We start from the raw sequence: 23,564 nt of genomic DNA on the forward strand, positions 1-23,564 counted from the left end.
TGTGGGAGCTGGCTTGCCCGCGATCACACAGGCAAGTCCGCTCCCACATTGAATCCTAGTCGCTCTTAACCGAGCTGAGCAGCCACGTCTTCCGGAATGTCAGCATTGGAATAGACGTTCTGCACATCATCCAGATCTTCCAGCATGTCGATCAGCTTGAGCACCTTCTCCGCCCCTTCCAGATCCAGTTCGGCGCTGGTGGTCGGCTGCATGACGATTTCCGCATCATCACCTTTGAAACCGGCCGCTTCCAGCGCGTTTCGCACGGCGTAGAAGCTGGTGAACGAGGTGAACACGTCAATCGAGCCGTCTTCATGAGTGACCACGTCATCGGCGTCGGCTTCCAGCGCCGCTTCCGTCAGCGCGTCTTCGTCGACACCCGGCGCAAAGCTGATCTGGCCCTTGCGCTCGAACAGATACGCCACCGAGCCGTCAGTACCGAGGTTGCCGCCACACTTGCTGAACGCATGACGCACGGCCGCAGCGGTACGGTTGCGGTTGTCGGTCATGCACTCGACCATCACCGCCACGCCACCCGGGCCGTAACCTTCGTAGGTCAGTTCTTCAACGTTGTCCGCCTCGGTCGCACCGGCGCCACGGGCCACCGCACGATCGATGATGTCGCGGCTCATGTTGGCGCCCAGCGCCTTGTCCAGGGCCAGACGCAGACGCGGGTTGGAACCCGGATCGCCACCGCCCTGACGGGCCGCAACGGTCAGTTCACGGATCCACTTGGTGAAGATCTTGCCTCGTTTGGCATCCTGACGTTCTTTGCGGTGCTTGATGTTCGCCCACTTGGAATGACCTGCCATATCTCGCTCCGAATTCTCTTTGAAACGTTGCCCGCCATGCTCGCGCATCGGCCGGCAAACACAAAATTGCGACCTGCTTTCATGGGGTACAGAAAGAAAAAAGGCGCATCCGAAGATGCGCCTTCAGGCCCGTCTTACTCAGCCTTTGGCGTTTCGCGCAAACGAATGTGCAATTCGCGCAATGCCTTGGCATCCACAACACCCGGCGCCTGCGTCATCACGTCGGCAGCACTCTGGGTTTTCGGGAAGGCGATCACTTCACGGATCGACTGGGCGCCGGTCATCAGCATTACCAGACGGTCCAGACCGAAAGCCAGACCACCGTGCGGCGGCGCACCGTATTTCAGGGCGTCGAGCAGGAAGCCGAACTTCTCTTCCTGTTCCGCTTCGTTGATGCCCAACAGGCGGAATACCGCTTGCTGCATCTCTTTACGGTGGATACGGATCGAACCGCCACCCAGCTCGGTGCCGTTCAGCACCATGTCGTAGGCACGAGACAGAGCGCCCGCCGGGTTGGCTTCGAGCTCTTCCGGGGTGCACTTCGGCGCAGTGAACGGGTGATGCAGAGCAGAGAAGCTGCCGTCATCGTTCTCTTCGAACATCGGGAAGTCGACGACCCACATCGGCGCCCACTTGCAGGTCAGCAGGTTCAGGTCGTGACCGAGCTTGATACGCAGCGCGCCCAGGGCTTCGCTGACGATCTTGGCCTTGTCGGCGCCGAAGAACACGATATCGCCATCAACTGCACCGACGCGATCGAGGATCACGTTCAGGTTGGCTTCCGGGATGTTTTTCACGATCGGCGATTGCAGACCTTCAACACCGGCAGCACGCTCGTTGACCTTGATGTACGCCAGGCCCTTGGCACCGTAAATGCCGACGAACTTGGTGTAGTCGTCGATCTGCTTGCGCGGCATGCTCGCGCCGCCTGGAACGCGCAGTGCGGCGATACGGCATTTCGGATCGTTGGCCGGGCCGCTGAACACCTTGAAATCGACTTCTTTCAGTTGATCGGCAACGTCGACCAGTTCCAGCGGGATACGCAGGTCTGGCTTGTCGGAACCGTAACGGCGCATGGCTTCTTCGAAAGTCATGTGCGGGAACTCGCCGAATTCCAGATCCAGCACTTCCTTGAACAGGTTGCGGATCATTTGCTCGGTCAGGCCCATGATCTCTTTTTCATCGAGGAAGCTGGTCTCGATGTCGATCTGGGTGAATTCCGGCTGACGGTCAGCGCGCAGGTCTTCGTCACGGAAGCACTTGGCGATCTGGTAGTAACGGTCGAAGCCGGCGACCATCAGCAGTTGCTTGAACAGCTGTGGCGATTGCGGCAGCGCGAAGAACGAACCGGCGTGGGTACGGCTCGGCACGAGGTAATCGCGCGCGCCTTCCGGCGTTGCACGGGTCAGGATCGGCGTTTCAACGTCGAGGAAGCCGTTTTCGTCCAGGAAGCGACGGATGCTGGTGGTCATGCGCGAACGCAGACGCAACTTCTCGGCCATTTCCGGACGACGCAGGTCGAGGAAGCGATAGCGCAGACGGGTTTCTTCACCCACGTCGGAGAACTCGTTCAGTGGGAACGGCGGGGTTTCCGACTCGTTCAGCACTTCCAGCTCGTAGCCCAGGACTTCGATCATGCCCGACGCCATGTTGGCGTTGGTGGCACCGGCCGGACGCAGACGCACCTTGCCGGTGATCTTCACGACGTATTCGCTGCGCACGCGATCGGCGGCGGCGAAGCTCTCGGCGCGATCCGGGTCAAACACCACCTGGGCCAGACCATCACGATCACGGATATCGAGGAAAATCACCCCGCCGTGGTCGCGGCGACGGTGAACCCATCCGCAAAGGGTAATTTCCTGGCCTTCCAGGCTTTCGTTCAGTTGGCCGCAATAATGGCTGCGCATCATGGTAGTGGTTTCGCTTCTCGTAATTCGAAATTCGGTGGAGATCCATCGCACTCAAGCTATGTGCGACCGGTGGATACTCGCGCGTGTCGTTCGACCTGGGTCTGAACCCTAGTCAGATTTGTCGCCACCGGCCAGATTCTTCTTCGCGCCGGTCTTGAAATCGGTTTCGTACCAACCGCTGCCGCTGAGGCGAAAGCCTGGCATGGACAGCTGTTTCTTGAGCTCTGGTGCCTGACAGGCAGGGCAATCGATCAGCGGTGCATCACTGATCTTTTGAATGGCTTCCAACTGATGACCACAGGAAGCACATTGGTAATCGTACATCGGCATGGCGTTGTCTCGGCGATCAGATTGCCAACTCCCGCAGGGCGGTGTGGCGAAAGAGCGGGATTATATCCATTAAATGCGGCCTGTGCAGCCGGAAGACTGCACAGGCCGCCCAGTCATTGACAACCCCCGGTGGTCACCGGTGCATCGCGCAAGCCATGTACGACACACACCACCCGTACCAGACCGCTGAAGTTCTTCACGCCGCCATGACGCAAGTGCACTTCGCGATCGACACGGGATAACAGCGTGCCGACCGAACAGCAATTCTCCTCGGCCATGCGACCCAGAATATTCCAGTAGACCTGCTCCAGCCGCATGCAGGTCGCAAACCCGTTCAAACGCACCGACCGGGCCAACGGCCGGATCAATGCCATGTCGAATTCGTCAAGAAACGGCGCCACGGCTCTGTCCTGCTGTGAGCCGATGGCGATTTCACTTCGCCTGTCTCCACCTTCCATATCGTTGACACTCCTTTGCCATCGCTGCTTGTTTTCAAGGCAACATCCTGTGACCTCATTAAAAGCGCAGGGGCAAAGGTATATCCAGACGACTTTTTGACCGTCGACGTAGGATAAGCCAACACAACAGGGAGGATCATGGACCAGCGAAGTGCTTACTTCGCTTCCTACAATAGCGAACGCTTTTTCCCGGCCAAAACGAGCGCACGACCCACAAATTGTGTCCGTGCGCCTCGGGCGATCAGGCTTCGAGCAGCGCCCTGAGCATCCACGCAGTTTTCTCGTGGACTTGCATGCGCTGGGTCAACAGGTCGGCGGTCGGCTCGTCGCTGACCTTGTCCAGCAGCGGAAAAATACCGCGGGCCGTGCGGGTGACCGCTTCCTGGCCTTCGACCAGTTGTTTGATCATGTCTTCGGCACTCGGCACGCCCACCTCTTCTTTAATAGAAGAAAGACGCGCGTAAGTCGCATAGGCGCCAGGCGCAGGGAAACCCAGGGCGCGGATGCGCTCGGCGATCGAGTCCACGGCCAGGGCCAGTTCGTTGTATTGCTCTTCGAACATCAGGTGCAGGGTGCGGAACATCGGCCCGGTGACGTTCCAGTGGAAGTTGTGGGTTTTCAGATACAGCACATAGGTGTCCGACAGCAGACGCGAAAGCCCTTCGACGATGGATTTGCGGTCTTCTTCACTGATACCGATATCGATTGCCATGCTTACCCCCTAACGGCGATTGAATTCATCCAGCAGGTGTCGGTTCACTGTAGCAAGGCCTCCCTCCCATGGCAGCCCCCGTATCGACCCGATAGAGGCGACAAATCGCCCCACGCCCTGCCGCTGGCCGGCGTTATTTGAGTAGCTGCAGGCTTTACTGTTAAATAGGCAGTGTGTCGCTACGCCCTGTTTTCCGGGTGTTGCGCATAGGCTGATGCCGGGCACGTGTCCAACGCCTCTTATTGTTCCGAAGCGAACCGTGCGCCTTCAGCTCTTCCTTGTGAGCCGTCATAACGTGAGTCATTAAAAATGTTGAAAATCGTCCACCTGCTAATGGGCGCAGCAGCCTTGCTGCTGTCCTTCATACCTAGCTTGAGATCCGAAGCCGTACCTTACCTGCAACAACCCGATGCACTTTACCTGGCCTTTTTCGGCCTGCTGAACCTGGTTCTCGCTCCAGTGATCCCGTACTGGAACAAAGGCCCGCGCCAGCATCTGCAAAATCTGGTCAGCGCATTGCTGGTACTGACCGTCGTCCTGCAAACCCTGACCCTGATCGCGCCGATGCCTGTCATCGCCGGCCAGCCAGCTGTGCTGTTCAGCCTGGTCATTGCTCTGGTTGCCGTGGCCGTGCACCTGGCCGTCAGCTTCTATAAATCCTCACCGGCCGCCGCCGCGCAAAGCTACGACATGAGCAACCGCGATACCGGCACCGTCAAGTGGTTCAACACCTCCAAAGGCTTCGGCTTTATCTCCCGGGATTCCGGCGATGATATTTTCGTGCACTTTCGCGCCATCCGTGGCGAAGGCCACCGCGTTCTGGTCGAAGGCCAGCGCGTGGAGTTCTCGGTGATGAACCGTGACAAAGGCCTGCAAGCCGAAGACGTGATCGCCGCCCTGCCGCGTCGCTGATCTGAAACGAAAAAACCGCGAACAGCCTGGCTGTTCGCGGTTTTTTATTGCCCAAATAAAATGCAGAAACTCAGTAGTGCGGCGGCGGTGCGTCTTCTTCGAAGGACCCGAACTGGCCGACCATTTCTTCCTGACGCTTGAGCAGCGCGGCCATCTGCAATTGCAGACGCTCCACGACTCTCTGTTGCGCCACCAGCACGTCGTTCAACGCCTGAATGGTGTCGTCCTGAAACGCCAGACGGCTTTCCAGATCGTTGACGCGTTCTTCCAGGCTCATGATCAAACCTCCAGAAACTTGAAATCGTCGTCCAGCACCAGGCGCAGGCGCTCGCGGATCGCGGCTACCTGCTCGGCGCTGTAAGGTTTGGCGGGGTGCTTGCCCCAGACCGGCGCCGGCCATGCGGCATCATCACGTTTGCGCACGATCACATGCATGTGCAGTTGGCTGACAACGTTACCCAAGGTGGCAACGTTCATCTTGTCGGCATCGAACGAGTCCTTGAGCACCTCCGCCAGGGCTGTGGTTTCCTGCCACAGACACTGCTGGTCGGCGACATCCAATTGAAACAACTCGCTGATATCGTCGCGACGAGGTACCAGGATGAACCAGGGGTAGTTGGCGTCGTTGGACAGCAGCAGCCGGCAGAGCGGGAAGTCGCCGATGATCAGCGTGTCCTGTTGAAGTCGTGAATCTAAAGCAAACACTGGGTGTACTCCCGGCTGATCGACAATATTCAGCTTAGTGGGCCAGCCCGGTGGAGGGCGCACTAAACGACAGGACGGCAGCATACCTTCGAATGCCCTGCCCTTCACGATGAAGCGGCGCCCCGACATGGAACATTTCTGGCGATCGCGCACCAGCACGAGACCCACCGAGCCAGGCAACACGCCGGAATGACCGCGACTCACTACCGCGTTCAGGGTCATGACAGGGTGCAAGTGTTTGAATTCAGTACAGCCAGAAAAAATATTTGCACCAAAACCGTACAGTGCGTCTACGCTCAATGGCTCGGGCATCCGCCAAATACTCACTGACAGGGTGAACCGGTAACGTTTTTGGTTGTCATGCGCAAAAACGCGCGAGACAACACCAAGCGAGCAAGCGCGTCAACCCTCATCAAAAAGGGGCGCGCGGGCCCGTATTTACAAGGTTTTTACAGCAGCGAGCGGGGCCATGGAAAAATAACCGCATCAATTTTGCGGTTTGTGCACGCTTGTTGCATTCGTACTCATATGAGCTATGAGCACGCCACGGGAAGTGGTTGCTCAAAGCCCGAAAAAAACAGTGGCAGGGTTGCCCGATGGAGATTCAAGTGTTTTGCCAGGGACTCTTTTTTACCGATGCAAAAAGGCCCAGAAACAGCGATAAAGTTGTCAGTCCGGCTGCATTGGTACTGTGAATTTGCGACATCAACCAAGCCATTTGCGACAGCGTCGTAAAGAACATGAAAGGTTGTATGCGCAAGTATCGCCAACATTGTCGGCGTGATATAAGTTTGCGCCGACACAAAAAGAAAGAGCCGCCCAGATAATAAAACAGGTGGGACGGCAGTACTCTTCTAAAACCAAAGGAGCAAATCACGATGCGCGTGATGAAGTGGAGCATGATCGCACTGGCCGTTACAGCAGCCAGTACTCAGTTGGCTACGGCCGCACCGTTTGTTAGTGACCAGTCTGAAGCCAAAGGCTTTGTTGAAGACGCCAAACTGACCGAAACGTTGAAGAACTACTACTTCAACCGTGACAACAAGAACGGCGGCCACGACCAGAAAGACTGGACCCAGGGTTTCCTCGGCAACTTCACTTCCGGTTACACCCAAGGCACCGTAGGCGTCGGTATCGATGCATTCGGTTACCTGGCGGTCAAACTGGACGGCGGTGACGGTACTTCCGGTACCGGTAACATGAGCCGCAGCAATACTGTCAAAGCCAACGGTTATGCCCATGACGTTGATGAGAGCCAAGGCAAAGCCGGCGCAGCCATCAAATTCCGCATCTCCAAAACCGAGCTGAAAATCGGCGACCAGCAGCCAAGCACTGCTCCAGTGTTCGCTGTCGGTGGTTCCCGCGTTCTGCCGCAAACTGCCAGTGGCTTCCAGCTGCAGAGCAGTGAAATCAAAGACCTCGATCTCGAAGCCGGTCACTTCTACTCGGCTACCAGCCAGGACAAAAACGCTCGTGAAGGCGGCCTTTACGCCACCTACGCAGGCGTAGAAGCCAAAAACATCGACTACTTCGGTGGTAAATACGGCATCACTGACAACCTGACTGCATCCCTGTACGGCGCCAAGCTGGAAGACATCTGGAACCAGTACTACGCGAACGTGAACCTCACCACTCCATTCGGTGGTGACACTTCGTTGAACACTGACTTCAACATCTACCGCACCACCGACACCGGTAGCGCCAAAGCGGGCGAAATCAGCAACACCGCCTTCTCGCTGGCAACCGCGCTGTCGTTCCTGAAAGCGCACACCTTCACCCTGGCCTTCCAGAAGGTCAACGGCGACACCCCGTTCGACTACATCGGCGTGGGCAAGAACAACCGTGGTGGCGACTCGATCTTCCTCGCCAACTCCATCCAGTACTCCGACTTTAACGGTGCAGGCGAGAAATCCCTGCAAGCCCGTTACGACCTGAAAATGGCCGAGTATGGCGTTCCTGGTCTGAGCTTCATGGTTCGTTACGTTAAAGGCTGGGATATCGACGGTACCCACACTCCAGCGGGTAGCTCTTACGCCGGTCTCTACGGTGAAGATGGCAAGCACCACGAAACCAACTTTGAAGCCAAATATGTGGTTCAAAGCGGTCCAGCAAAAGACCTGTCCTTCCGTATTCGCCAGGCTTGGCACGTTGCCAACTCTGACGAGAAAGAAGGCGACGTGAAAGAGTTCCGTCTGATCACCGAGTACCCACTGAACATCTTGTAATCGTCAGTGGTTAGTTTGGTAGCATAAAAAAAGGCCCATCTTCGGATGGGCCTTTTTTGTTATCTGTCACTTGTAATAAATGCCTGACCAACAAGTCAGGCAATTAATTAGCAACCTATCATTACACCGCCGATTCCTGAACCACACGAATCACACGCTGTGGAAACGGAATATCGATGCCGGCAGTCTTTAAACGATCACGGGATTGTTCGTTAAACATGAACATCACATCCCAATAATCTGCAGTTTTAACCCAGACCCGCAGGGAAACAGTGATCGAACTATCGCCCAAGGTAGAAATGACAGCCTGCGGCGCCGGATCCTGCAGAACGCGATCATCCTTGGCCAGATCCAGCAGCACCTGACGGGCCTTTTGCAGATCGGCTTCGTAATCGACACCCACATCAAACACAACCTTGCGGGTTGGCTGACGGTTGGTGTTGGTAATGATGCCATTCGACAGATTGCCGTTCGGCACGATGATGGTCTTGTTGTCGCCGGTACGCAGCACGGTGTGGAAAATCTGGATGCTGTCGACAGTACCCGCCACACCTTGCGCTTCGATCCAGTCACCGATGCGGAACGGACGGAACAGCAGAATCAGCACGCCACCGGCGAAGTTCGCCAGGCTGCCCTGCAATGCCAGGCCGATGGCCAGGCCGGCCGCACCGATTGCCGCCACGAACGAAGTGGTCTCGACGCCGATCATCGAGGCCACACTGACGATCAACAGCACCTTGAGAATGATGTTGGCCAGGCTGCTGATGAAACCTTGCAAAGCCAGGTCGGCATTGCGCAGAGCCAGCAGGCCGCCCAGTTTTTGCGTGACCTTGTTGATCAGCCACCAGCCAATCGCCAGGGTAATCACCGCCAACAGCACACGACTGCCGTATTCCATGATCATCGGAATCCACGCCTGGGACGCCTTGACCAGGTTGTCTACCTCAGCATTCAAATCCATCTTTTATCTCCTGATTGCCGGCTTCCCGGGCTGAAAAAATCAGCGGCAGAACGACCGGCCCTGTGGGGGCTCAATCGTTTCTGCCGCTGCTTGGGCCTCGGACGCTGAAAACGCCGAGAGGTTCCCGACTCGGATGGCTCAGTCGCGGAAGTTGTTGAATTGCAGTGGCATGCCGAATTCCTTGGCGCGCAGGGCAGCGATGGCTTCCTGCAGGTCGTCACGCTTCTTGCCGGTCACACGCACCTGCTCGCCCTGAATGGCGGCCTGCACCTTGAGTTTGGCTTCCTTGATGTGGCCGACGATCTTCTTCGCCAGTTCCTTGTCGATGCCTTCCTTCAGCACGGCGTCCTGCTTCATCAGTTTGCCCGATGCGAAGGAGTCTTTGACTTCGAGGCACTGTACGTCGATCTTGCGCTTGACCAGGGCCAGCTTGAGGATCTCGATCATCGCTTCCAGCTGGAAATCGGCTTCAGCGGTCAGGTGGACGGTCAGGTCCTTTTCCTTGAATTCGAAGCTGCCCTTGCCTTTCAGGTCATAACGACGATCGAGTTCCTTCACGGCGTTCTCGACCGCGTTGGTGAGTTCGTGTTTGTCCAGTTCGGATACCACGTCGAACGACGGCATGTAATCTCTCCAATAAAAAGGCGCGCTCGTTCAGGACGCGGCGCGCTTGGCTTGCGGTTAAAATCGGGCTCATTATAACGGGTCTTTTCCCACCGACACGGCGAGCCTTGCATGCCTGTACCTTACCGAGTGAAAAACTGATGTCCACCCCCTGGCACATCCTCGGCGCCGGAAGTCTCGGCACACTCTGGGCCACGCGCCTGGCCCGGGCCGGATTGCCGGTCCGGTTGATCCTGCGCAATATCGATCGTTTGCATGACTATGCGACGGCGGGCGGCCTGACCCTCGTGGAACAAGGCGTGGCCAGCAGCTACGCCATCCCCGGCGAAACGCCGGACAGTCCCGAACCGATCCGTCGCCTGCTGGTGGCGTGCAAGGCCTATGACGCCGAAAGCGCCGTGGCCGGTGTAGCTCATCGCCTGGCGCCGGATGCAGAACTGATTCTTCTGCAGAACGGCCTCGGCAGTCAGGAAGCGGTCGCCGCGCAAGTCCCGCAGGCCCGCTGCATCAGCGCCTCCAGCACCGAAGGCGCGTTTCGCGATGGCGACTGGCGCGTGGTCTTTGCCGGCCACGGTTACACCTGGCTCGGCGATGCCGGTCATCCCGTGGCACCGTTCTGGCTGGATGATCTTGAAGCGGCAAAGATTCCTCATGAATGGAGCGCCGACATCCTCACCCGGCTGTGGCGAAAACTGGCGCTCAACTGTGCGATCAATCCGCTGACGGTGTTACACGACTGCCGTAACGGGGGATTGCAGGAACATCACTGCGAAGTCGCCACGCTGTGCGCCGAGTTGACCGAATTGCTGGAGCGTTGCGGCCAGCCAGCGGCGGCGGACAACCTGCAACAGGAAGTCGAACGGGTGATTTCGGCCACCGCAGCCAATTTCTCCTCCATGTATCAGGACGTGGCCAGCAAACGCCGTACCGAGATCAGCTACCTGCTGGGCCATGCCTGCAAGGTTGCGCAGCGGCACCAGCTCAACCTGCCGCATCTGAAGCAATTGCAGCAGCGCCTGACCGCGCATCTGCACAGTCTCGGATTGCCCGTCGACTGAGCAGCGGCTACGCTGCCCACTTGTTCCTTTGCTGCGATAAACCTGATGCCATTGCGCCAGCGCCTCGAAAACCTGCCGGTCGGCCAGAAACTGCTGGCCGCCCTGCTGGTGCTGTTGACCACCGTGTTACTGGTCGCGAACCTGACCTTCATCAGCGCGGCCTATTACATTTCCCAGGAAAGCATGGCGCCCCAGGCGTTGCAGACCATTGGCCGACTGGTATCGAACCCGAGCCTGGTCGCCGAAGCGTTGCAGTCACCGCAAAGTGCCGAGCGCCTGCTCAAGGAACTCGACAGTTACTCGCCGCTGCGCGCTGCCGCCCTGTATGACGGCAAGGGCGATCGCATTGCGCAGGTGCAACGTGGCGACAAGCTCAACCTGCCGGAGCGCTACCGGCATATCGAAGCCTGGCAACTCACCGAGTTTCGCAGCAACCAACTGATCACCCTGCCCCGTCCCGACACTGCGCCAGGTCATCTGTTGCTGGTGGCCAGCAGCGAACTGCCGATGGCGTTCTACACCGGCACCCTGACGGCGAGCCTCGGGATCCTGATCTTCAGCGTGCTGTTGTGGCTGGTAATTGCCCGGCAGATCAAACGCCTGATCACCCGGCCGATCCATCAACTCGAAGAGCTGTCCCGCCAGGTGACCCGCGAGGAGAACTACGCCCTGCGCGCCTCACGCGGCAACCATGACGAAATCGGCAGTCTGGCCGAGGCCTTCAACACCATGCTTTCACGCATCGAGGCCCGGGAGCAGCAACTCAAGCGCGCCCGCGATGACTCGCAAGCCGCCTACGATCAGGCGCAGGGGCTGGCCGAAGAAACCCGCCACACCAACCGCAAACTGGAGCTGGAAGTCCAGGTGCGGAGCAAGATCGAGAAGAAGCTCACGGGTTTTCAGAACTACCTCAACAGCATCATCGACTCCATGCCCTCGGCGCTGATCGCCCTCGACGAGCAGCTCTATGTCACGCAATGGAACCAGGAGGCCAGCGCCCTCTCCGGCACCCGGCTGGACGAAGCGCTGAATCAGCCGATCTTCCTCGCGTTCGAACCGCTCAAGCCTTTCCTGCCGCAGCTCAAGCAGACCGTCGAACAGCACACCGTGGCGAAAATCGAGCGGGTGACCTGGTTCAAGGACGACGAGCCCAAGCATTACGCCCTGACGTTTTATCCACTGATGGGCGGTGCCGGACGCGGCGTGGTGATCCGGATCGACGACATCACCCAGCGCCTGTCGCTGGAGGACATGATGGTGCAGTCGGAAAAAATGCTCTCGGTCGGCGGCCTCGCCGCCGGCATGGCCCACGAGATCAACAACCCGCTGGGCGCGATCCTGCACAACGTGCAGAACATTCGCCGGCGTCTGTCGCCCGACCTGCCGAAAAACCTCGAGCAGGCCGAACAACTGGGCATCGAACTGGATACCGTGAACCGCTACCTGCAAGGCCGGGAAGTCCCGCAATTGCTCGACGGCATTCAGCAGGCCGGTGCCCGGGCGGCAAAAATCGTTACCCACATGCTCAGTTTCAGTCGCCGCAGCACCCGGCAGATGGCCCCGTGCGACCTGCCGGCGCTGATCGATCAAGCCGTGGATATCGCTGGCAACGACTTCGACCTGGCGATCGGCTTCGACTTCAAGGGTCAGGCGATCATCCGTCAGTTCGACCCGGCGCTGGGTCCGGTTCCGGGCACCGCCAACGAGCTGGAACAGGTGCTGCTCAACCTGCTGAAAAACGCTGCGCAGGCGATCCACCTGCGCGAAGACGACAGCGAGCCGGGGCGGATCATCTTGCGCACCAAACTCAATCCGCCGTGGGCCGAGATCCAGGTCGAAGACAACGGCATCGGCATGAGCGAGAACGTGCGCAAACGTACCTTCGAGCCGTTCTTCACCACCAAGGAAATCGGCCAGGGCACGGGGCTCGGGCTGTCGGTGTCGTATTTCATCATCACCAACAACCACAAAGGGCAGATGGAAGTGCAGTCGGCACCGGGACAAGGCACCTGCTTCACCCTGCGCCTGCCGCTGACGCAACCTGCACCCATTGCCGCAGAAACCAATCAACTACCGAGGTAAACCATGGGCTTTCGCTTGTCGAAGATCTACACCCGCACCGGCGACAAAGGCGAAACCGGCCTCGGCGATGGTCGCCGCGTACCCAAGGATCACCCGCGCATCGAAGCCATTGGCGAGGTCGACACGCTGAACAGTCAGGTCGGCGTGCTGCTGGCCGGGTTGCTCGCCGAACGCGAAACCTGTCCAGGGCTGAATGAATTGATCGACGTGCTGGCGCCCTGTCAGCACCGTTTGTTCGACCTCGGTGGCGAGCTGGCGATGCCGGAATATCAGGCGCTGAACACGGCAGAAATCGAACGGCTGGAAGCGGCCATCGATGTCTGGAACGAGGAATTGGGGCCGCTGGAGAACTTCATTCTGCCCGGCGGTTCGATGCTGATTGCCCAGGCGCATGTCTGCCGCAGCCTGGCGCGCAGTGCGGAGCGGCGTTGCCAGCATTTGAATGCGATCGAACCGTTGGCCGGGGTGGGCCTGGCTTACATCAATCGGTTGTCGGATCTGTTGTTTGTGGCGGCGAGGCTGATTGCCCGGCGCCAGGGCATTGCTGAAATTCTGTGGCAACCCGCCGCAAAACCCGAAAACTGATCACTCCCACGCCAGGCGCGGGAGTGTTCAGATGCCCAGTCAGGCCTCAGGCCAGAAGGCCCGAATCCCCGCCACACCCTGAGCCCCGGCATTCCACGCTTTCTCGCGCTCGGCCGGGCCAACACCGCCCAACAGGAATACCGGCTTGCTGAAGCCTTCGATCAGCGTCGAAGCCTGCTCCCAGCCCAGCGGCTGCGCATCCGGATGAGTCAGGGTCGGCTGCACTGGCGAAAGAGTGACGAAATCCACGCCCATCTGCTCGGCCAGCGCCAGTTCTTCAGCATTGTGGCAGGACGCCGCCAGCCAACGCTCCGCCGGTAGCGGACGCCCCGCTGCCGCGTACTTGCGCAGTTGCGCAGAGGTAATGTGCCAACCGGCGGACGGGAAATCGCCCAGCCATTCGAACGGGCCCTTGATCATCAACTGCGCCTTGCCGGCACACAGGCCGACCGCGTCCACTGCCAGATCGCGGTACTTCGGGTCATAACCATTGGGCGCACGCAGCTGGATCAGCTTGATGCCCCCGGCAATAGCCTTCTGGATGCCGCGCAGCAAGGCCGGGGTTTCCAGATCTTCCGGGGTGATCAGGTATTCAGCGGGCAGACGCGCCGCCGCCACGATCGGCTGGTTGGCTGCCGGGAATTCGTAATTTGCCAGTTCCTTGGGCGACACCCAGGCCAAGGGCTGGCCTTCGGCGCCGTGGGGTTCGCCGGTGAAACTTGAGACTTCCCAGACATCCAGCAACACCTGCTTGTCCGGGTAATCGTGGCGAACCTTGATCAGCGGGCGAGCAGCGCCGACGACAATGCCCAATTCTTCGTGCAGCTCACGGGCCAGCGCAGTTTCAACCGACTCATCGGCCTCGACCTTGCCACCGGGAAATTCCCACAGACCGCCCTGGTGCTGGGTATCGGCCCGGCGGGCGATGAGGATTTTGCCGCTGTCGTCACGGATGACGGCAGCAGCGACGTGTACGCGTTTCACGACTGCAACTCCTCCAGTCCTGCCTTTTGCCAGGCCTTGAAGGCCGGCCACTGATAAACGGTTTCAACATAGGCCTGATCCACGGCCGGCAACTGCACCTGATAGGTGCGCAGACGCACGGCAATCGGCGCGAAGAACGCATCCGCCAACGACACGCGACCAAACAGGAACGGCCCCGGCTCGGTGGCCACGGCACGGCATTCGGCCCACAGCGCGAGCATGCGCTCGACATCGACCTTCACTTCCGGCGGTACCGGATTGAGCGGCGCGTCGTGGCTCAGGTTGAACGGCATGTGATTGCGCATGGCGAAGAAGCCGCTGTGCATCTGCGCGCAGGCAGAACGCGCCTGAGCGCGGGCCGCGATATCAGTCGGCCAGAGCTGTTCGGAAGGAAACTGTTCAGCCAGGTATTCGGCAATCGCCAGAGAGTCGGCGATGGTACCCCGTGCGGTGGTCAGCAGCGGCACCTTGCCGGTGGGCGAATGCTTGAGCAGGCGCTCGCGGGTGTCGGGCTTGCCGAGTTTGATCAGCTCTTCGGTGTAGGGCGCGCCGGTCAGTTCAAGCGCCAGTGCCGCGCGCAGGGACCAGGAGGAAAGCAGTTTGTCGCCGATGATCAGGTGAAGGCTCATGTTCGGGTCCTTTCATGGGACAGAAGAAAAGGAGGCCCGCAGACCTCCCTCTTCGGCAGGGATCAGGTGCGGTATTCGGCGTTGATCTTCACGTACTCGTGGGACAGGTCGGTGGTCCAGATGGTTTCGCTGCAATCGCCGCGACCCAGTTCGATACGGATGGTGATTTCTTCCTGCTGCATCACCGCCGAGCCCTGGGCTTCAGTGTAGGTCGCAGCACGGGCGCCACGGCTGGCGATGCACACTTCACCGAGGAACACGTCGATCTTGCTCACGTCCAGATCCGGCACGCCGGCACGGCCGACAGCGGCGAGGATGCGGCCCCAGTTCGGGTCGGAAGCGAACAGTGCAGTCTTGATCAGCGGCGAGTGGGCCACGGTGTAGCCGACGTCCAGGCATTCCTGGTGATTGCCGCCGCCGTTGACTTCAACGGTCACGAACTTGGTCGCGCCTTCGCCGTCACGCACGATGGCCTGAGCCACGTCCATGCACACTTCGAACACGGCCTGTTTCAGCTTGGCGAACAGCTCGCCTTCGGCACGGGTGATTTCCGGCAGTGCAGCCTTGCCGGTGGCGATCAGCATGCAGCAGTCGTTGGTCGAGGTGTCGCCGTCGATGGTGATGCGGTTGAACGACTTGTTGGCGCCGTCCAGCATCAGGTTGTGCAACACGTCGCGGGAAACTTTGGCGTCGGTGGCGATGTAGCCGAGCATGGTCGCCATGTTCGGACGGATCATGCCCGCGCCCTTGCTGATGCCAGTGACGGTGATGGTCACGCCGTCATGCTGGAACTGGCGGCTCGCGCCTTTTGGCAGCGTGTCGGTGGTCATGATGCCGGTGGCGGCCGCTTCCCAGTTGTTTTCCGACAGATCGTCCAGCGCGGCCTGCAAGGCGCCTTCGATCTTCTCGACCGGCAGCGGCTCGCCGATCACGCCGGTGGAGTACGGCAGGATCTGGCTGGCATCGACGCCGGTCAGTTCAGCCAGTTTCGCGGTCGTGCGCTCAGCGGCGGCCAGGCCAGGCTCGCCGGTGCCAGCGTTGGCATTGCCGGTGTTGGTCAACAGGTAGCGCACAGCGTTCTGCACGCGTTTCTTGGCCAGGATCACCGGCGCGGCGCAGAAAGCGTTCAACGTGAACACGCCCGCCACGGTGGAACCTTCGGCACAGCGCATCACGACGACATCCTTGCGCCCAGGGCGCTTGATGCCGGCCGAAGCGATACCGAGTTCAAAACCGGCAACCGGGTGCAACGTTGGCAAAGGACCAAGACCAACAGCCATGAATGCGCTCCTTACTCAATGATGTCAGCACCGCCAAGCGTAGTGACGGTGGTGTAAATGGCAAAACGCCGCGACGGCTGGTGCCGGTCGCGGCGCGGGTATTTCAGCGATTGAAACGGGTTTTACTGGATCTGCCCGTGGCAATGCTTGAATTTCTTGCCCGAACCGCAGTAGCACAGTTCGTTGCGGCCCAGCTTCTGCTCGTTGCGAACCGGCGCGGTGGCCAGGGCCACATCGACCTCTTCACCGACCAGTGCTTCCGGCTGCTCCAGACCTGGCGCCTCGGCGTGTTCGAACTGCATGCGCGCGGCCAACGCTTCGGCTTCCTGACGCAGACGCGCCTCTTCCTCGGCCGGATCTTCGCGGCGAACCTGAACGTGCGACAGCACACGGATCGAGTCGCGCTTGATCGAATCCAGCAGCTCGGAGAACAGCGTGAAGGACTCGCGCTTGTATTCCTGCTTCGGGTTCTTCTGGGCGTAGCCACGCAGGTGGATGCCGTGACGCAGGTGATCCATGGTCGACAGGTGGTCTTTCCACAGGTCGTCCAGAACGCGCAGCACGATCTGTTTCTCGAAGGAGCGCAGTGCGTCGGCACCGGCCTGGTCTTCTTTCTCGTTGTACGCGGCGATCAGCTCGTTCATCAGCTTCTCGCGCAGGGTTTCTTCGTACAGGTGATCGTCTTCGTCGAGCCATTGCTGGATCGGCAGTTTCACACCGAAGTCGCTGGCGATCGACGCTTCCAGACCGGCCACGTCCCACTGCTCTGGCAGCGATTGCGGCGGAATGTGAGCGCTGACGGTGGCGTTCAGTACGTCCTGACGGAAGTCGGCAATGGTTTCGCCGATGTTGTCCGCGGCCAGCAACGTGTTACGCATGTGATAGATCACTTTACGCTGTTCGTTGTTGACGTCGTCGAACTCGAGCAATTGCTTGCGAATGTCGAAGTTGCGGCCTTCAACCTTGCGCTGTGCCTTCTCGATGGCATTGGTCACCATGCGGTGCTCGATCGCTTCACCGGACTGCATGCCCAGGGCTTTCATGAAGTTCTTCACCCGGTCAGAGGCGAAGATACGCATCAGGCTGTCTTCCAGCGACAGGTAGAAGCGGCTGGAGCCGGCGTCACCCTGACGGCCGGCACGGCCACGCAGCTGGTTGTCGATACGACGGGATTCGTGACGCTCGGACGCGATCACCTGCAAGCCGCCGGACTCCAGCACTTGCTGGTGACGCTTCTGCCAGTCGGCCTTGATCTGGGCGATCTGCTCAGGGGTCGGGTTTTCCAGCGACGCGACTTCAACTTCCCAGTTGCCGCCCAACAGGATGTCGGTACCACGACCGGCCATGTTGGTGGCGATGGTCAGGGCGCCCGGACGACCGGCCTGCGCGATGATCTCGGCTTCTTTTTCGTGGAACTTGGCGTTCAGGACCTTGTGTTCGATGCCTTCCTTCACGAGCAATGCGGACATGTGCTCGGAGGTTTCGATGGTGGCAGTACCCACCAGCACCGGACGGCCGGCAGCCATGCTTTCCTTGATGTCATTGACGATCGCCGCGTATTTCTCTTCGGCGGTCAGGAACACCAGGTCGTTGTAGTCCTTACGGGCCAACGGCTTGTTGGTCGGGATCACGATGACCGGCAGACCATAGATCTGATGGAATTCGAACGCTTCGGTGTCAGCCGTACCGGTCATGCCGGACAGCTTGTCGTACAGACGGAAGTAGTTCTGGAACGTGGTCGATGCCAGGGTCTGGCTCTCGGCCTGGATGTTCAGGTTTTCCTTGGCTTCGATGGCCTGGTGCAGGCCTTCGGACAGACGACGACCCGGCATGGTACGGCCGGTGTGTTCGTCGACCAGTACGACCTGACCGTCCTGCACGATGTATTCAACGTTGCGGTTGAACAGTTTGTGCGCACGCAGGCCGGCGTAGACGTGAGTCAGCAGGCTCAGGTTATGCGCCGAGTACAGGCTCTCGCCCTCGGCCAGCAGACCGATGCTGGTCAGTTGGTCTTCGATGAACTGGTGACCGGCTTCGTTGAGTTCGACCTGACGGGTCTTCTCGTCGACGGTGAAGTGGCCTTCCTGAGTGACGACGCCTTCGACTTCTTCGACGTGCAGCTTGAGTTTCGGGATCAGTTTGTTGATCTCGATGTACAGCTTGGAGCTGTCCTCGGCCTGACCGGAAATGATCAGCGGGGTACGCGCTTCGTCGATGAGGATGGAGTCGACTTCGTCGATCACGGCAAAGTTGAGTTCGCGCTGGAATTTCTCTTCCATGCTGAACGCCATGTTGTCGCGCAGGTAGTCGAACCCGAATTCGTTGTTGGTGCCGTAGGTAATGTCGGCGGCGTAGGCCAGACGTTTCTCTTCCGGCGGCTGGAACGGCGTCACGATGCCGACGGTCAGGCCGAGGAATTCATACAGCGGACGCATCCAGTTGGCGTCACGGCGGGCCAGGTAATCGTTCACGGTCACAACGTGCACGCCCTTGCCGGACAGCGCGTTGAGGTAAACGCCCAGGGTACCCACCAGGGTCTTGCCTTCACCGGTACGCATTTCGGCAATCCGGCCTTCATGCAGGGTCATGCCGCCGATCAGCTGGACGTCGAAGTGACGCATGCCCATAACACGCTTGCCGGCTTCGCGGGCGACCGCAAAAGCTTCCGGCAACAGCTTGTCGAGGGTTTCCCCTTTGGCGATGCGGTCCTTGAACTCTGCGGTCTTGGCGCGCAGTTGATCGTCCGAGAGGGCGACCATCTTCTCTTCGAAGGCATTGACGAGCTGCACCGTCTTGAGCATGCGTTTGACTTCACGCTCGTTCTTGCTTCCAAAAAGTTTCTTTAACAAAGGCGCAAACATATCGGCAGGATCTTCCACACTAAAGGGATGGAGGGCGGCCCCGTGAGTCGCCCGTGCAGCCCTCATGGCCGCATGCGAACGAGCATTCTACCCGGAAACGGTGGTGAGGAAAGTGGCGATATTCCACGATGCTGGCACTGCGCTTTGACGGGGCTCACTTAAAATAGGGGCGTTTTGCTCAACTTCAAGCCGTTGGAGGCAGAAGTTAGTCGTTGATTTAATGGGCAAAGCAGGGACAAAAGCAATGGGCGAGTGAAATGGGTGCTATCTGCTACCATGGCGCCTCTGTTACTTCAGGTGTTAGATCATGGCATTTCGCCCTCTTACAGCCAGAGCGCCCGCCGTTCTGCTTCGCGAAGCCAAGCCGCTGAAAGCCATCCTCGGCCATGCCCAACGTCTGGGCCGTCTGCAACGCCTGCTCGAAAGCCAACTGCAACCCGCCGCCCGCGAGCACTGTCATGTCGCGTCGTGGCGCGAAGGCAATCTGTTGCTGATTGTCACCGATGGCCATTGGGCCACACGCCTGCGCTACCAGCAGAAACGCCTGCAACGGCAACTGCAGATGTTCGATGAGTTCGCCAACCTGACGCGGATTCAGTTCAAGGTCCAGCCGCCAACGGTGCAGCGCGGTGCAGCCGGGCACACGATGGATCTTTCGACGGATGCGGCGGCGACCATTCAGTCGACCGCCGACGGGATCAGTGATCCGAACCTGCGTGCGGCGCTGGAGCGTCTGGCGGCGCACGCTAAAGCCAAATCCTGACCAAAAACCTGTGGGAGCACGCTCCCACGGGTGTTATCGACGTTTACTGCCACCGAGCAGAGAACCCATCAGGCCGCGCACCAACTGTTTACCCAGCGAATTCGCTGCCTGGCGCATCGCCGACTTGAGCGCCTGCCCCGCTGCCGTCCCGAGGAACTCCCCGGCCTTGTCCGCCAGGCTTGGCTCCGCGACTGCCGGTTTGCCGGGTGCCGCTTCACCTTCCGGCGCCAGCCCCTTGCGCCCCATCAGGATTTCATAGGCCGACTCTCGATCGATTGGCTTGTCATAGCGACCCTTGAACGGCGAACCGGCAATCAGCACGGTGCGTTCGGTCTCGGTCAACGGCCCGATCCGCGATTGCGGCGGCGCCACCAGCACCCGCTGGACCATTTCCGGCGTGCCTTTTTCCTGCAAGGTGCCGACCAGCGCCTCGCCGATCCCGAGTTCAGTCAACACCGACAACGTATCGAACGCCGGATTCGGCCGGAAGCCATCCGCCACCGCCCGCAGGGATTTCTGCTCCTTGGCGGTGAATGCCCGCAGACCGTGCTGGACCCGCAGGCCCAACTGCGCCAGCACATCGTCCGGCAGGTCGCCCGGTGACTGGGTGACGAAATACACCCCGACGCCCTTGGAACGAATCAGCCGCACCACTTGTTCCAGACGTTCCTGCAAGGCCTTGGGCGTATCACCGAACAACAAGTGTGCTTCGTCGAAAAACAGCGCCAGCAACGGTTTGTCGGCATCGCCCCGTTCCGGCAACTGCTCGAACAGCTCGGCGAGCAACCAGAGCAGGAACGTCGCGTAGACCTTCGGCGCTTCATGCACCAGACGACTGGCATCGAGCAAATGAATCCGCCCGCGACCGTCGGCGGCCGGTTGCAGAATGTCTTCCAGTTGCAGCGCCGGCTCGCCGAACAAGGCTTCGGCGCCCTGCTGCTCAAGGATCGCCAGACGCCGCAACAGCGCCTGACTGGAACCGGTGGTGAACAACGCAGCGTCTTCGCCGAGCAGCTGCGGGTTGTCCTTGAGGTGGTTGAGCAGCGCTTTCAGGTCTTTCAGATCCAGCAGCAACAGGCCTTCGCGGTCGGCGACCTTGAACGCCGCGTACAACGCCGACTGCTGGCTGTCGGTCAATTCCAGCAAGGCACCGATCAACAATGGCCCCATTTCACTCAGCGTGGTGCGCAGCGGATGACCGGACTCACCGTGAATGTCCCACAAGGTCACGGGATAAGCCTGAGGCTTGTAGTTGAGCCACGGCATGCCGGCGATGCGCTCGGCGACCTTGCCCTGGGGATTGCCGGCGGCGCCGAGGCCGCACAGGTCACCCTTGATGTCGGCGGCGAACACCGCGACCCCGGCGTCACTGAACGCTTCAGCCAGCCGTTGCAGGGTGACGGTCTTGCCAGTGCCGGTCGCGCCGGCCACCAGTCCATGACGGTTGGCCAGGCGCATCGCCTGGGCGATCGGTTGCCCGGCGAGATCAGCGCCGATAACGAGTTGCGAGGAGTCAGGCATTTGGTCACCCAATAGTTAATCTTTGTCGAGCATGGCCGATAGAGAGAAGTGAGAGACCGGATCAAAAGTCCGGTCCGTGATTTCCCTAAGGAGAGACGGAAATATCACTCAGCTTTCACACCTGCCCATTTTGCGCGCCTTTATAAAAGCACGCCCTGGACATTAAGACCTTAGCGGAACCCCAAGCCATGAACAAAAATCTACGCTTCAGCCATAAAATTTTGCTTGCCGCCGCCCTCATCGTCATTGCCGCCTTCGCCTCGTTCACGCTGTACAACGACTGGCTGCAGCGCAATGCAATCCGCGATGACCTGAACAATTACCTCAACGAGATGGGCGAGGTCACTGCCGACAACATCCAGACCTGGCTCAGCGGGCGCATCCTGCTGATCGAGAACGCGGCACAGAACATCGCCATCAATCCCGAGCCTGCCGCCGTTGCCAGCCTGCTGGAACAGAAAGCCCTGACCTCGACGTTCATGGCTTCCTACCTCGGCGATGCCACCGGTCACTTCACCATCCGTCCGGATGCGAAGATGCCGGACGGTTTCGATCCACGGGTTCGCCCTTGGTATAAAGGTGCCGAAAGCAGCAGCACTTCGACCCTGACCGAACCGTACATCGACGCGGCGACCGGCCAGACCATCATTTCCATCGCCACTGCCGCGAAAAAGGCCGGCCAGAGCGTCGGCGTGGTGGGCGGCGACCTGAGCCTGCAAACCCTGATCAACACCCTCAGCGCCCGGGACTTCTCTGGCATGGGCTACGCGTTCCTGGTCAGCGCCGACGGCAAGATCCTGGTGCACCCGGACAAGGCCCTGGTGATGAAATCGCTCAAGGAAGCCTACCCGCAGGACACGCCGCGCATCAGCAGCGACTTCAGTGAAATCACCGTCGACGGCAAGACCCGTATCGTCACCTTCACCCCGATCAAGGGCCTGCCGTCGGTGAACTGGTACATCGGCCTGTCGGTGGACAAGGACAAAGCCTTTTCGATGCTCAGCCAGTTCCGCACCTCGGCCGTGATTGCGACCGTGATTGCGGTGGCGATCATCATCGCCCTGCTCGGCATGCTGATCCGCATCCTGATCCAGCCGCTGCACGTCATGACCCGCGCCATGGAAGACATCGCCGACGGCGAAGGCGACCTGACCAAGCGCCTGACCATCCAGAACCAGGACGAATTCGGCGTACTCGGCACTGCCTTCAACCGCTTCGTCGAACGGGTTCACGGTTCGATTCGCGAAGTGTCGTCCGCCACCGGGCAAGTCAACGAAGTCGCCCTGCGGGTCGTCGCAGCCTCGAACTCGTCGATGTACAACTCCGACCAACAAGCCTCGCGCACCAACAGCGTGGCCGCCGCGATCAACCAGCTCGGTGCCGCCGCTCAGGAAATCGCCCGCAACGCCGCGCAAGCCTCGACCCAGGCCAGCGACGCCCGTGGCCTGGCCGAAGACGGCCAGCAAGTGGTGGATCGCAGCATCAAGGCAATGAATCAACTGTCGAGCATGCTCAGCGCGTCGAGCAGCAACATCGAATCGCTGAACAGCAAAACCGTGAACATCGGCCAGATTCTGGAAGTGATCACCAGCATTTCCCAGCAGACCAACCTGCTGGCGCTCAACGCCGCCATCGAAGCAGCGCGGGCCGGTGAAGCCGGGCGCGGGTTTGCGGTGGTGGCGGACGAAGTGCGCAACCTTGCCCACCGCACTCAGGAATCGGCGCAACAGGTGCAGACCATGATCGAGGAGCTGCAAGTCGGCGCCCGCGAATCCGTCAGCACCATGAGCGACAGCCAGCGCCACAGCCAGGAAAGCGTGGACATCGCCAACCTCGCCGGCGAGCGCCTGAACAGCGTGACCCAGCGCATCGGCGAGATCGACGGCATGAACCAGTCGGTGGCCACCGCCACCGAGGAACAGACCGCCGTGGTCGAATCGATCAACGTCGACATCACCGAGATCAATACGCTGAACCAGGAAGGCGTGGAGAACCTGCAGGCGACCTTGCGCGCCTGTTCCGATCTGGAACAACAGGCTTCGCGCCTGAAGCAACTGGTCGGCAGCTTCCGAATTTAAGCTGCTCCCCCCGGATGTCTTCGCGGTTCAGTCCGCGAAGACATCTTCACCTCCCGCAAAACCTCCCCCACCCC

At 59.8% G+C, this 23,564-nt stretch carries 21 protein-coding genes and 1 pseudogene; 8 read left to right on the plus strand and 14 right to left on the minus strand.

Annotated features, from left to right (window positions below):
* Positions 1 to 65: 65 nt before the first annotated feature.
* The 5 genes from AC1RME_RS17020 to AC1RME_RS17040 form a co-directional block, all read right to left on the minus strand.
* Positions 66 to 812 carry a YebC/PmpR family DNA-binding transcriptional regulator gene (locus AC1RME_RS17020; RefSeq protein ID WP_085709622.1) on the minus strand — a complete coding sequence of 249 codons (747 nt, stop codon included), beginning with the start codon at positions 810 to 812 and terminating at the stop codon, positions 66 to 68.
* A 134-nt stretch (positions 813 to 946) separates the two neighbouring features.
* On the minus strand, positions 947 to 2,722 hold the full coding sequence (gene aspS / locus AC1RME_RS17025; protein WP_096818297.1) for an aspartate--tRNA ligase: 1,776 nt from the start codon (positions 2,720 to 2,722) through the stop codon (positions 947 to 949).
* Between the two features lie 108 nt (positions 2,723 to 2,830).
* Entirely contained in the window at positions 2,831 to 3,052 is a 222-nt protein-coding gene (locus AC1RME_RS17030; protein ID WP_096818299.1) for an FmdB family zinc ribbon protein, read from the minus strand.
* 113 nt (positions 3,053 to 3,165) lie between these two features.
* Positions 3,166 to 3,510: a ribbon-helix-helix domain-containing protein gene (locus AC1RME_RS17035; RefSeq protein WP_096818301.1), complete on the minus strand. Its 345-nt coding sequence runs from the start codon at positions 3,508 to 3,510 to the stop codon at positions 3,166 to 3,168.
* A gap of 241 nt (positions 3,511 to 3,751) precedes the next feature.
* Positions 3,752 to 4,222: a Dps family protein gene (locus AC1RME_RS17040; protein ID WP_039766007.1), complete on the minus strand. Its 471-nt coding sequence runs from the start codon at positions 4,220 to 4,222 to the stop codon at positions 3,752 to 3,754.
* A gap of 309 nt (positions 4,223 to 4,531) precedes the next feature.
* Here AC1RME_RS17040 and AC1RME_RS17045 point away from each other — a divergent pair, with 309 nt between their 5' ends.
* Entirely contained in the window at positions 4,532 to 5,134 is a 603-nt protein-coding gene (locus tag AC1RME_RS17045) for a cold-shock protein (protein ID WP_096818303.1), read from the plus strand.
* A gap of 70 nt (positions 5,135 to 5,204) precedes the next feature.
* On the opposite strand, the gene AC1RME_RS17050 is transcribed toward AC1RME_RS17045, so the two are convergent.
* Together AC1RME_RS17050 and AC1RME_RS17055 are read right to left on the minus strand one after the other, a co-directional pair.
* Positions 5,205 to 5,411, minus strand: a complete 207-nt coding sequence (locus AC1RME_RS17050; protein WP_096818305.1) for a SlyX family protein — start codon at positions 5,409 to 5,411, stop codon at positions 5,205 to 5,207.
* A gap of 2 nt (positions 5,412 to 5,413) precedes the next feature.
* Entirely contained in the window at positions 5,414 to 5,839 is a 426-nt protein-coding gene (locus tag AC1RME_RS17055; RefSeq protein WP_096818651.1) for an HIT family protein, read from the minus strand.
* 878 nt (positions 5,840 to 6,717) lie between these two features.
* On the opposite strand from AC1RME_RS17055, the gene AC1RME_RS17060 reads away from it, so the two are divergent.
* Positions 6,718 to 8,064, plus strand: a complete 1,347-nt coding sequence (locus tag AC1RME_RS17060; protein ID WP_096818306.1) for an OprD family porin — start codon at positions 6,718 to 6,720, stop codon at positions 8,062 to 8,064.
* Between the two features lie 121 nt (positions 8,065 to 8,185).
* Here the strand turns inward: AC1RME_RS17060 and AC1RME_RS17065 are convergent, their stop codons facing one another.
* Together AC1RME_RS17065 and AC1RME_RS17070 are read right to left on the minus strand one after the other, a co-directional pair.
* Positions 8,186 to 9,025: a mechanosensitive ion channel family protein gene (locus AC1RME_RS17065; RefSeq protein ID WP_007951217.1), complete on the minus strand. Its 840-nt coding sequence runs from the start codon at positions 9,023 to 9,025 to the stop codon at positions 8,186 to 8,188.
* A gap of 138 nt (positions 9,026 to 9,163) precedes the next feature.
* The gene (locus AC1RME_RS17070) at positions 9,164 to 9,649 is read right to left on the minus strand and encodes a YajQ family cyclic di-GMP-binding protein (protein ID WP_007951218.1); all 486 of its coding nucleotides are present in this window, start codon (positions 9,647 to 9,649) and stop codon (positions 9,164 to 9,166) included.
* A gap of 140 nt (positions 9,650 to 9,789) precedes the next feature.
* Between AC1RME_RS17070 and AC1RME_RS17075 the strand changes: the two genes are divergently transcribed.
* From AC1RME_RS17075 to AC1RME_RS17085, 3 genes are read left to right on the plus strand one after another with little or no spacing between them, the layout of a single operon-like run.
* The gene (locus AC1RME_RS17075; protein ID WP_096818309.1) at positions 9,790 to 10,707 is read left to right on the plus strand and encodes a putative 2-dehydropantoate 2-reductase; all 918 of its coding nucleotides are present in this window, start codon (positions 9,790 to 9,792) and stop codon (positions 10,705 to 10,707) included.
* Positions 10,708 to 10,752: 45 nt separating this feature from the next.
* Positions 10,753 to 12,789: a sensor histidine kinase gene (locus tag AC1RME_RS17080; RefSeq protein ID WP_096818311.1), complete on the plus strand. Its 2,037-nt coding sequence runs from the start codon at positions 10,753 to 10,755 to the stop codon at positions 12,787 to 12,789.
* Positions 12,790 to 12,792: 3 nt separating this feature from the next.
* Positions 12,793 to 13,374, plus strand: a complete 582-nt coding sequence (locus AC1RME_RS17085; protein ID WP_096818312.1) for a cob(I)yrinic acid a,c-diamide adenosyltransferase — start codon at positions 12,793 to 12,795, stop codon at positions 13,372 to 13,374.
* Between the two features lie 39 nt (positions 13,375 to 13,413).
* On the opposite strand, the gene AC1RME_RS17090 is transcribed toward AC1RME_RS17085, so the two are convergent.
* From AC1RME_RS17090 to secA, 4 genes are all read right to left on the minus strand, one after another.
* Positions 13,414 to 14,358 carry a Nudix family hydrolase gene (locus tag AC1RME_RS17090; protein WP_096818315.1) on the minus strand — a complete coding sequence of 315 codons (945 nt, stop codon included), beginning with the start codon at positions 14,356 to 14,358 and terminating at the stop codon, positions 13,414 to 13,416.
* Complete coding sequence (locus AC1RME_RS17095) at positions 14,355 to 14,987, minus strand: glutathione S-transferase family protein (protein ID WP_096818317.1); 633 nt, start codon at positions 14,985 to 14,987, stop codon at positions 14,355 to 14,357. The genes AC1RME_RS17090 and AC1RME_RS17095 overlap by 4 nt, the downstream gene beginning before the upstream one ends.
* Before the next feature lie 62 nt (positions 14,988 to 15,049).
* Positions 15,050 to 16,267, minus strand: coding sequence for a bifunctional glutamate N-acetyltransferase/amino-acid acetyltransferase ArgJ (gene argJ / locus AC1RME_RS17100; RefSeq protein WP_096818319.1), 1,218 nt, complete (start codon positions 16,265 to 16,267; stop codon positions 15,050 to 15,052).
* A 122-nt stretch (positions 16,268 to 16,389) separates the two neighbouring features.
* A complete protein-coding gene (gene secA / locus AC1RME_RS17105; protein WP_096818321.1) occupies positions 16,390 to 19,128 on the minus strand; it encodes a preprotein translocase subunit SecA in 2,739 nt (912 codons plus the stop codon).
* A 307-nt stretch (positions 19,129 to 19,435) separates the two neighbouring features.
* Between secA and AC1RME_RS17110 the strand changes: the two genes are divergently transcribed.
* Positions 19,436 to 19,891, plus strand: coding sequence for a DUF721 domain-containing protein (locus tag AC1RME_RS17110; protein WP_096818322.1), 456 nt, complete (start codon positions 19,436 to 19,438; stop codon positions 19,889 to 19,891).
* Positions 19,892 to 19,924: 33 nt separating this feature from the next.
* Here AC1RME_RS17110 and AC1RME_RS17115 read toward each other — a convergent pair whose 3' ends face one another.
* Positions 19,925 to 21,412 carry a helicase HerA-like domain-containing protein gene (locus AC1RME_RS17115; RefSeq protein ID WP_096818654.1) on the minus strand — a complete coding sequence of 496 codons (1,488 nt, stop codon included), beginning with the start codon at positions 21,410 to 21,412 and terminating at the stop codon, positions 19,925 to 19,927.
* 188 nt (positions 21,413 to 21,600) lie between these two features.
* On the opposite strand from AC1RME_RS17115, the pseudogene AC1RME_RS17120 reads away from it, so the two are divergent.
* A pseudogene (locus tag AC1RME_RS17120) lies at positions 21,601 to 22,632 on the plus strand (HAMP domain-containing protein); the annotation flags it as partial.
* Between the two features lie 93 nt (positions 22,633 to 22,725).
* A complete protein-coding gene (locus AC1RME_RS17125) occupies positions 22,726 to 23,490 on the plus strand; it encodes a methyl-accepting chemotaxis protein (RefSeq protein ID WP_371858320.1) in 765 nt (254 codons plus the stop codon).
* The last annotated feature ends 74 nt before the right edge of the window (positions 23,491 to 23,564 follow it).

The sequence above is a fragment of the Pseudomonas sp. GW822-FHT03F08 genome (assembly GCF_058801265.1).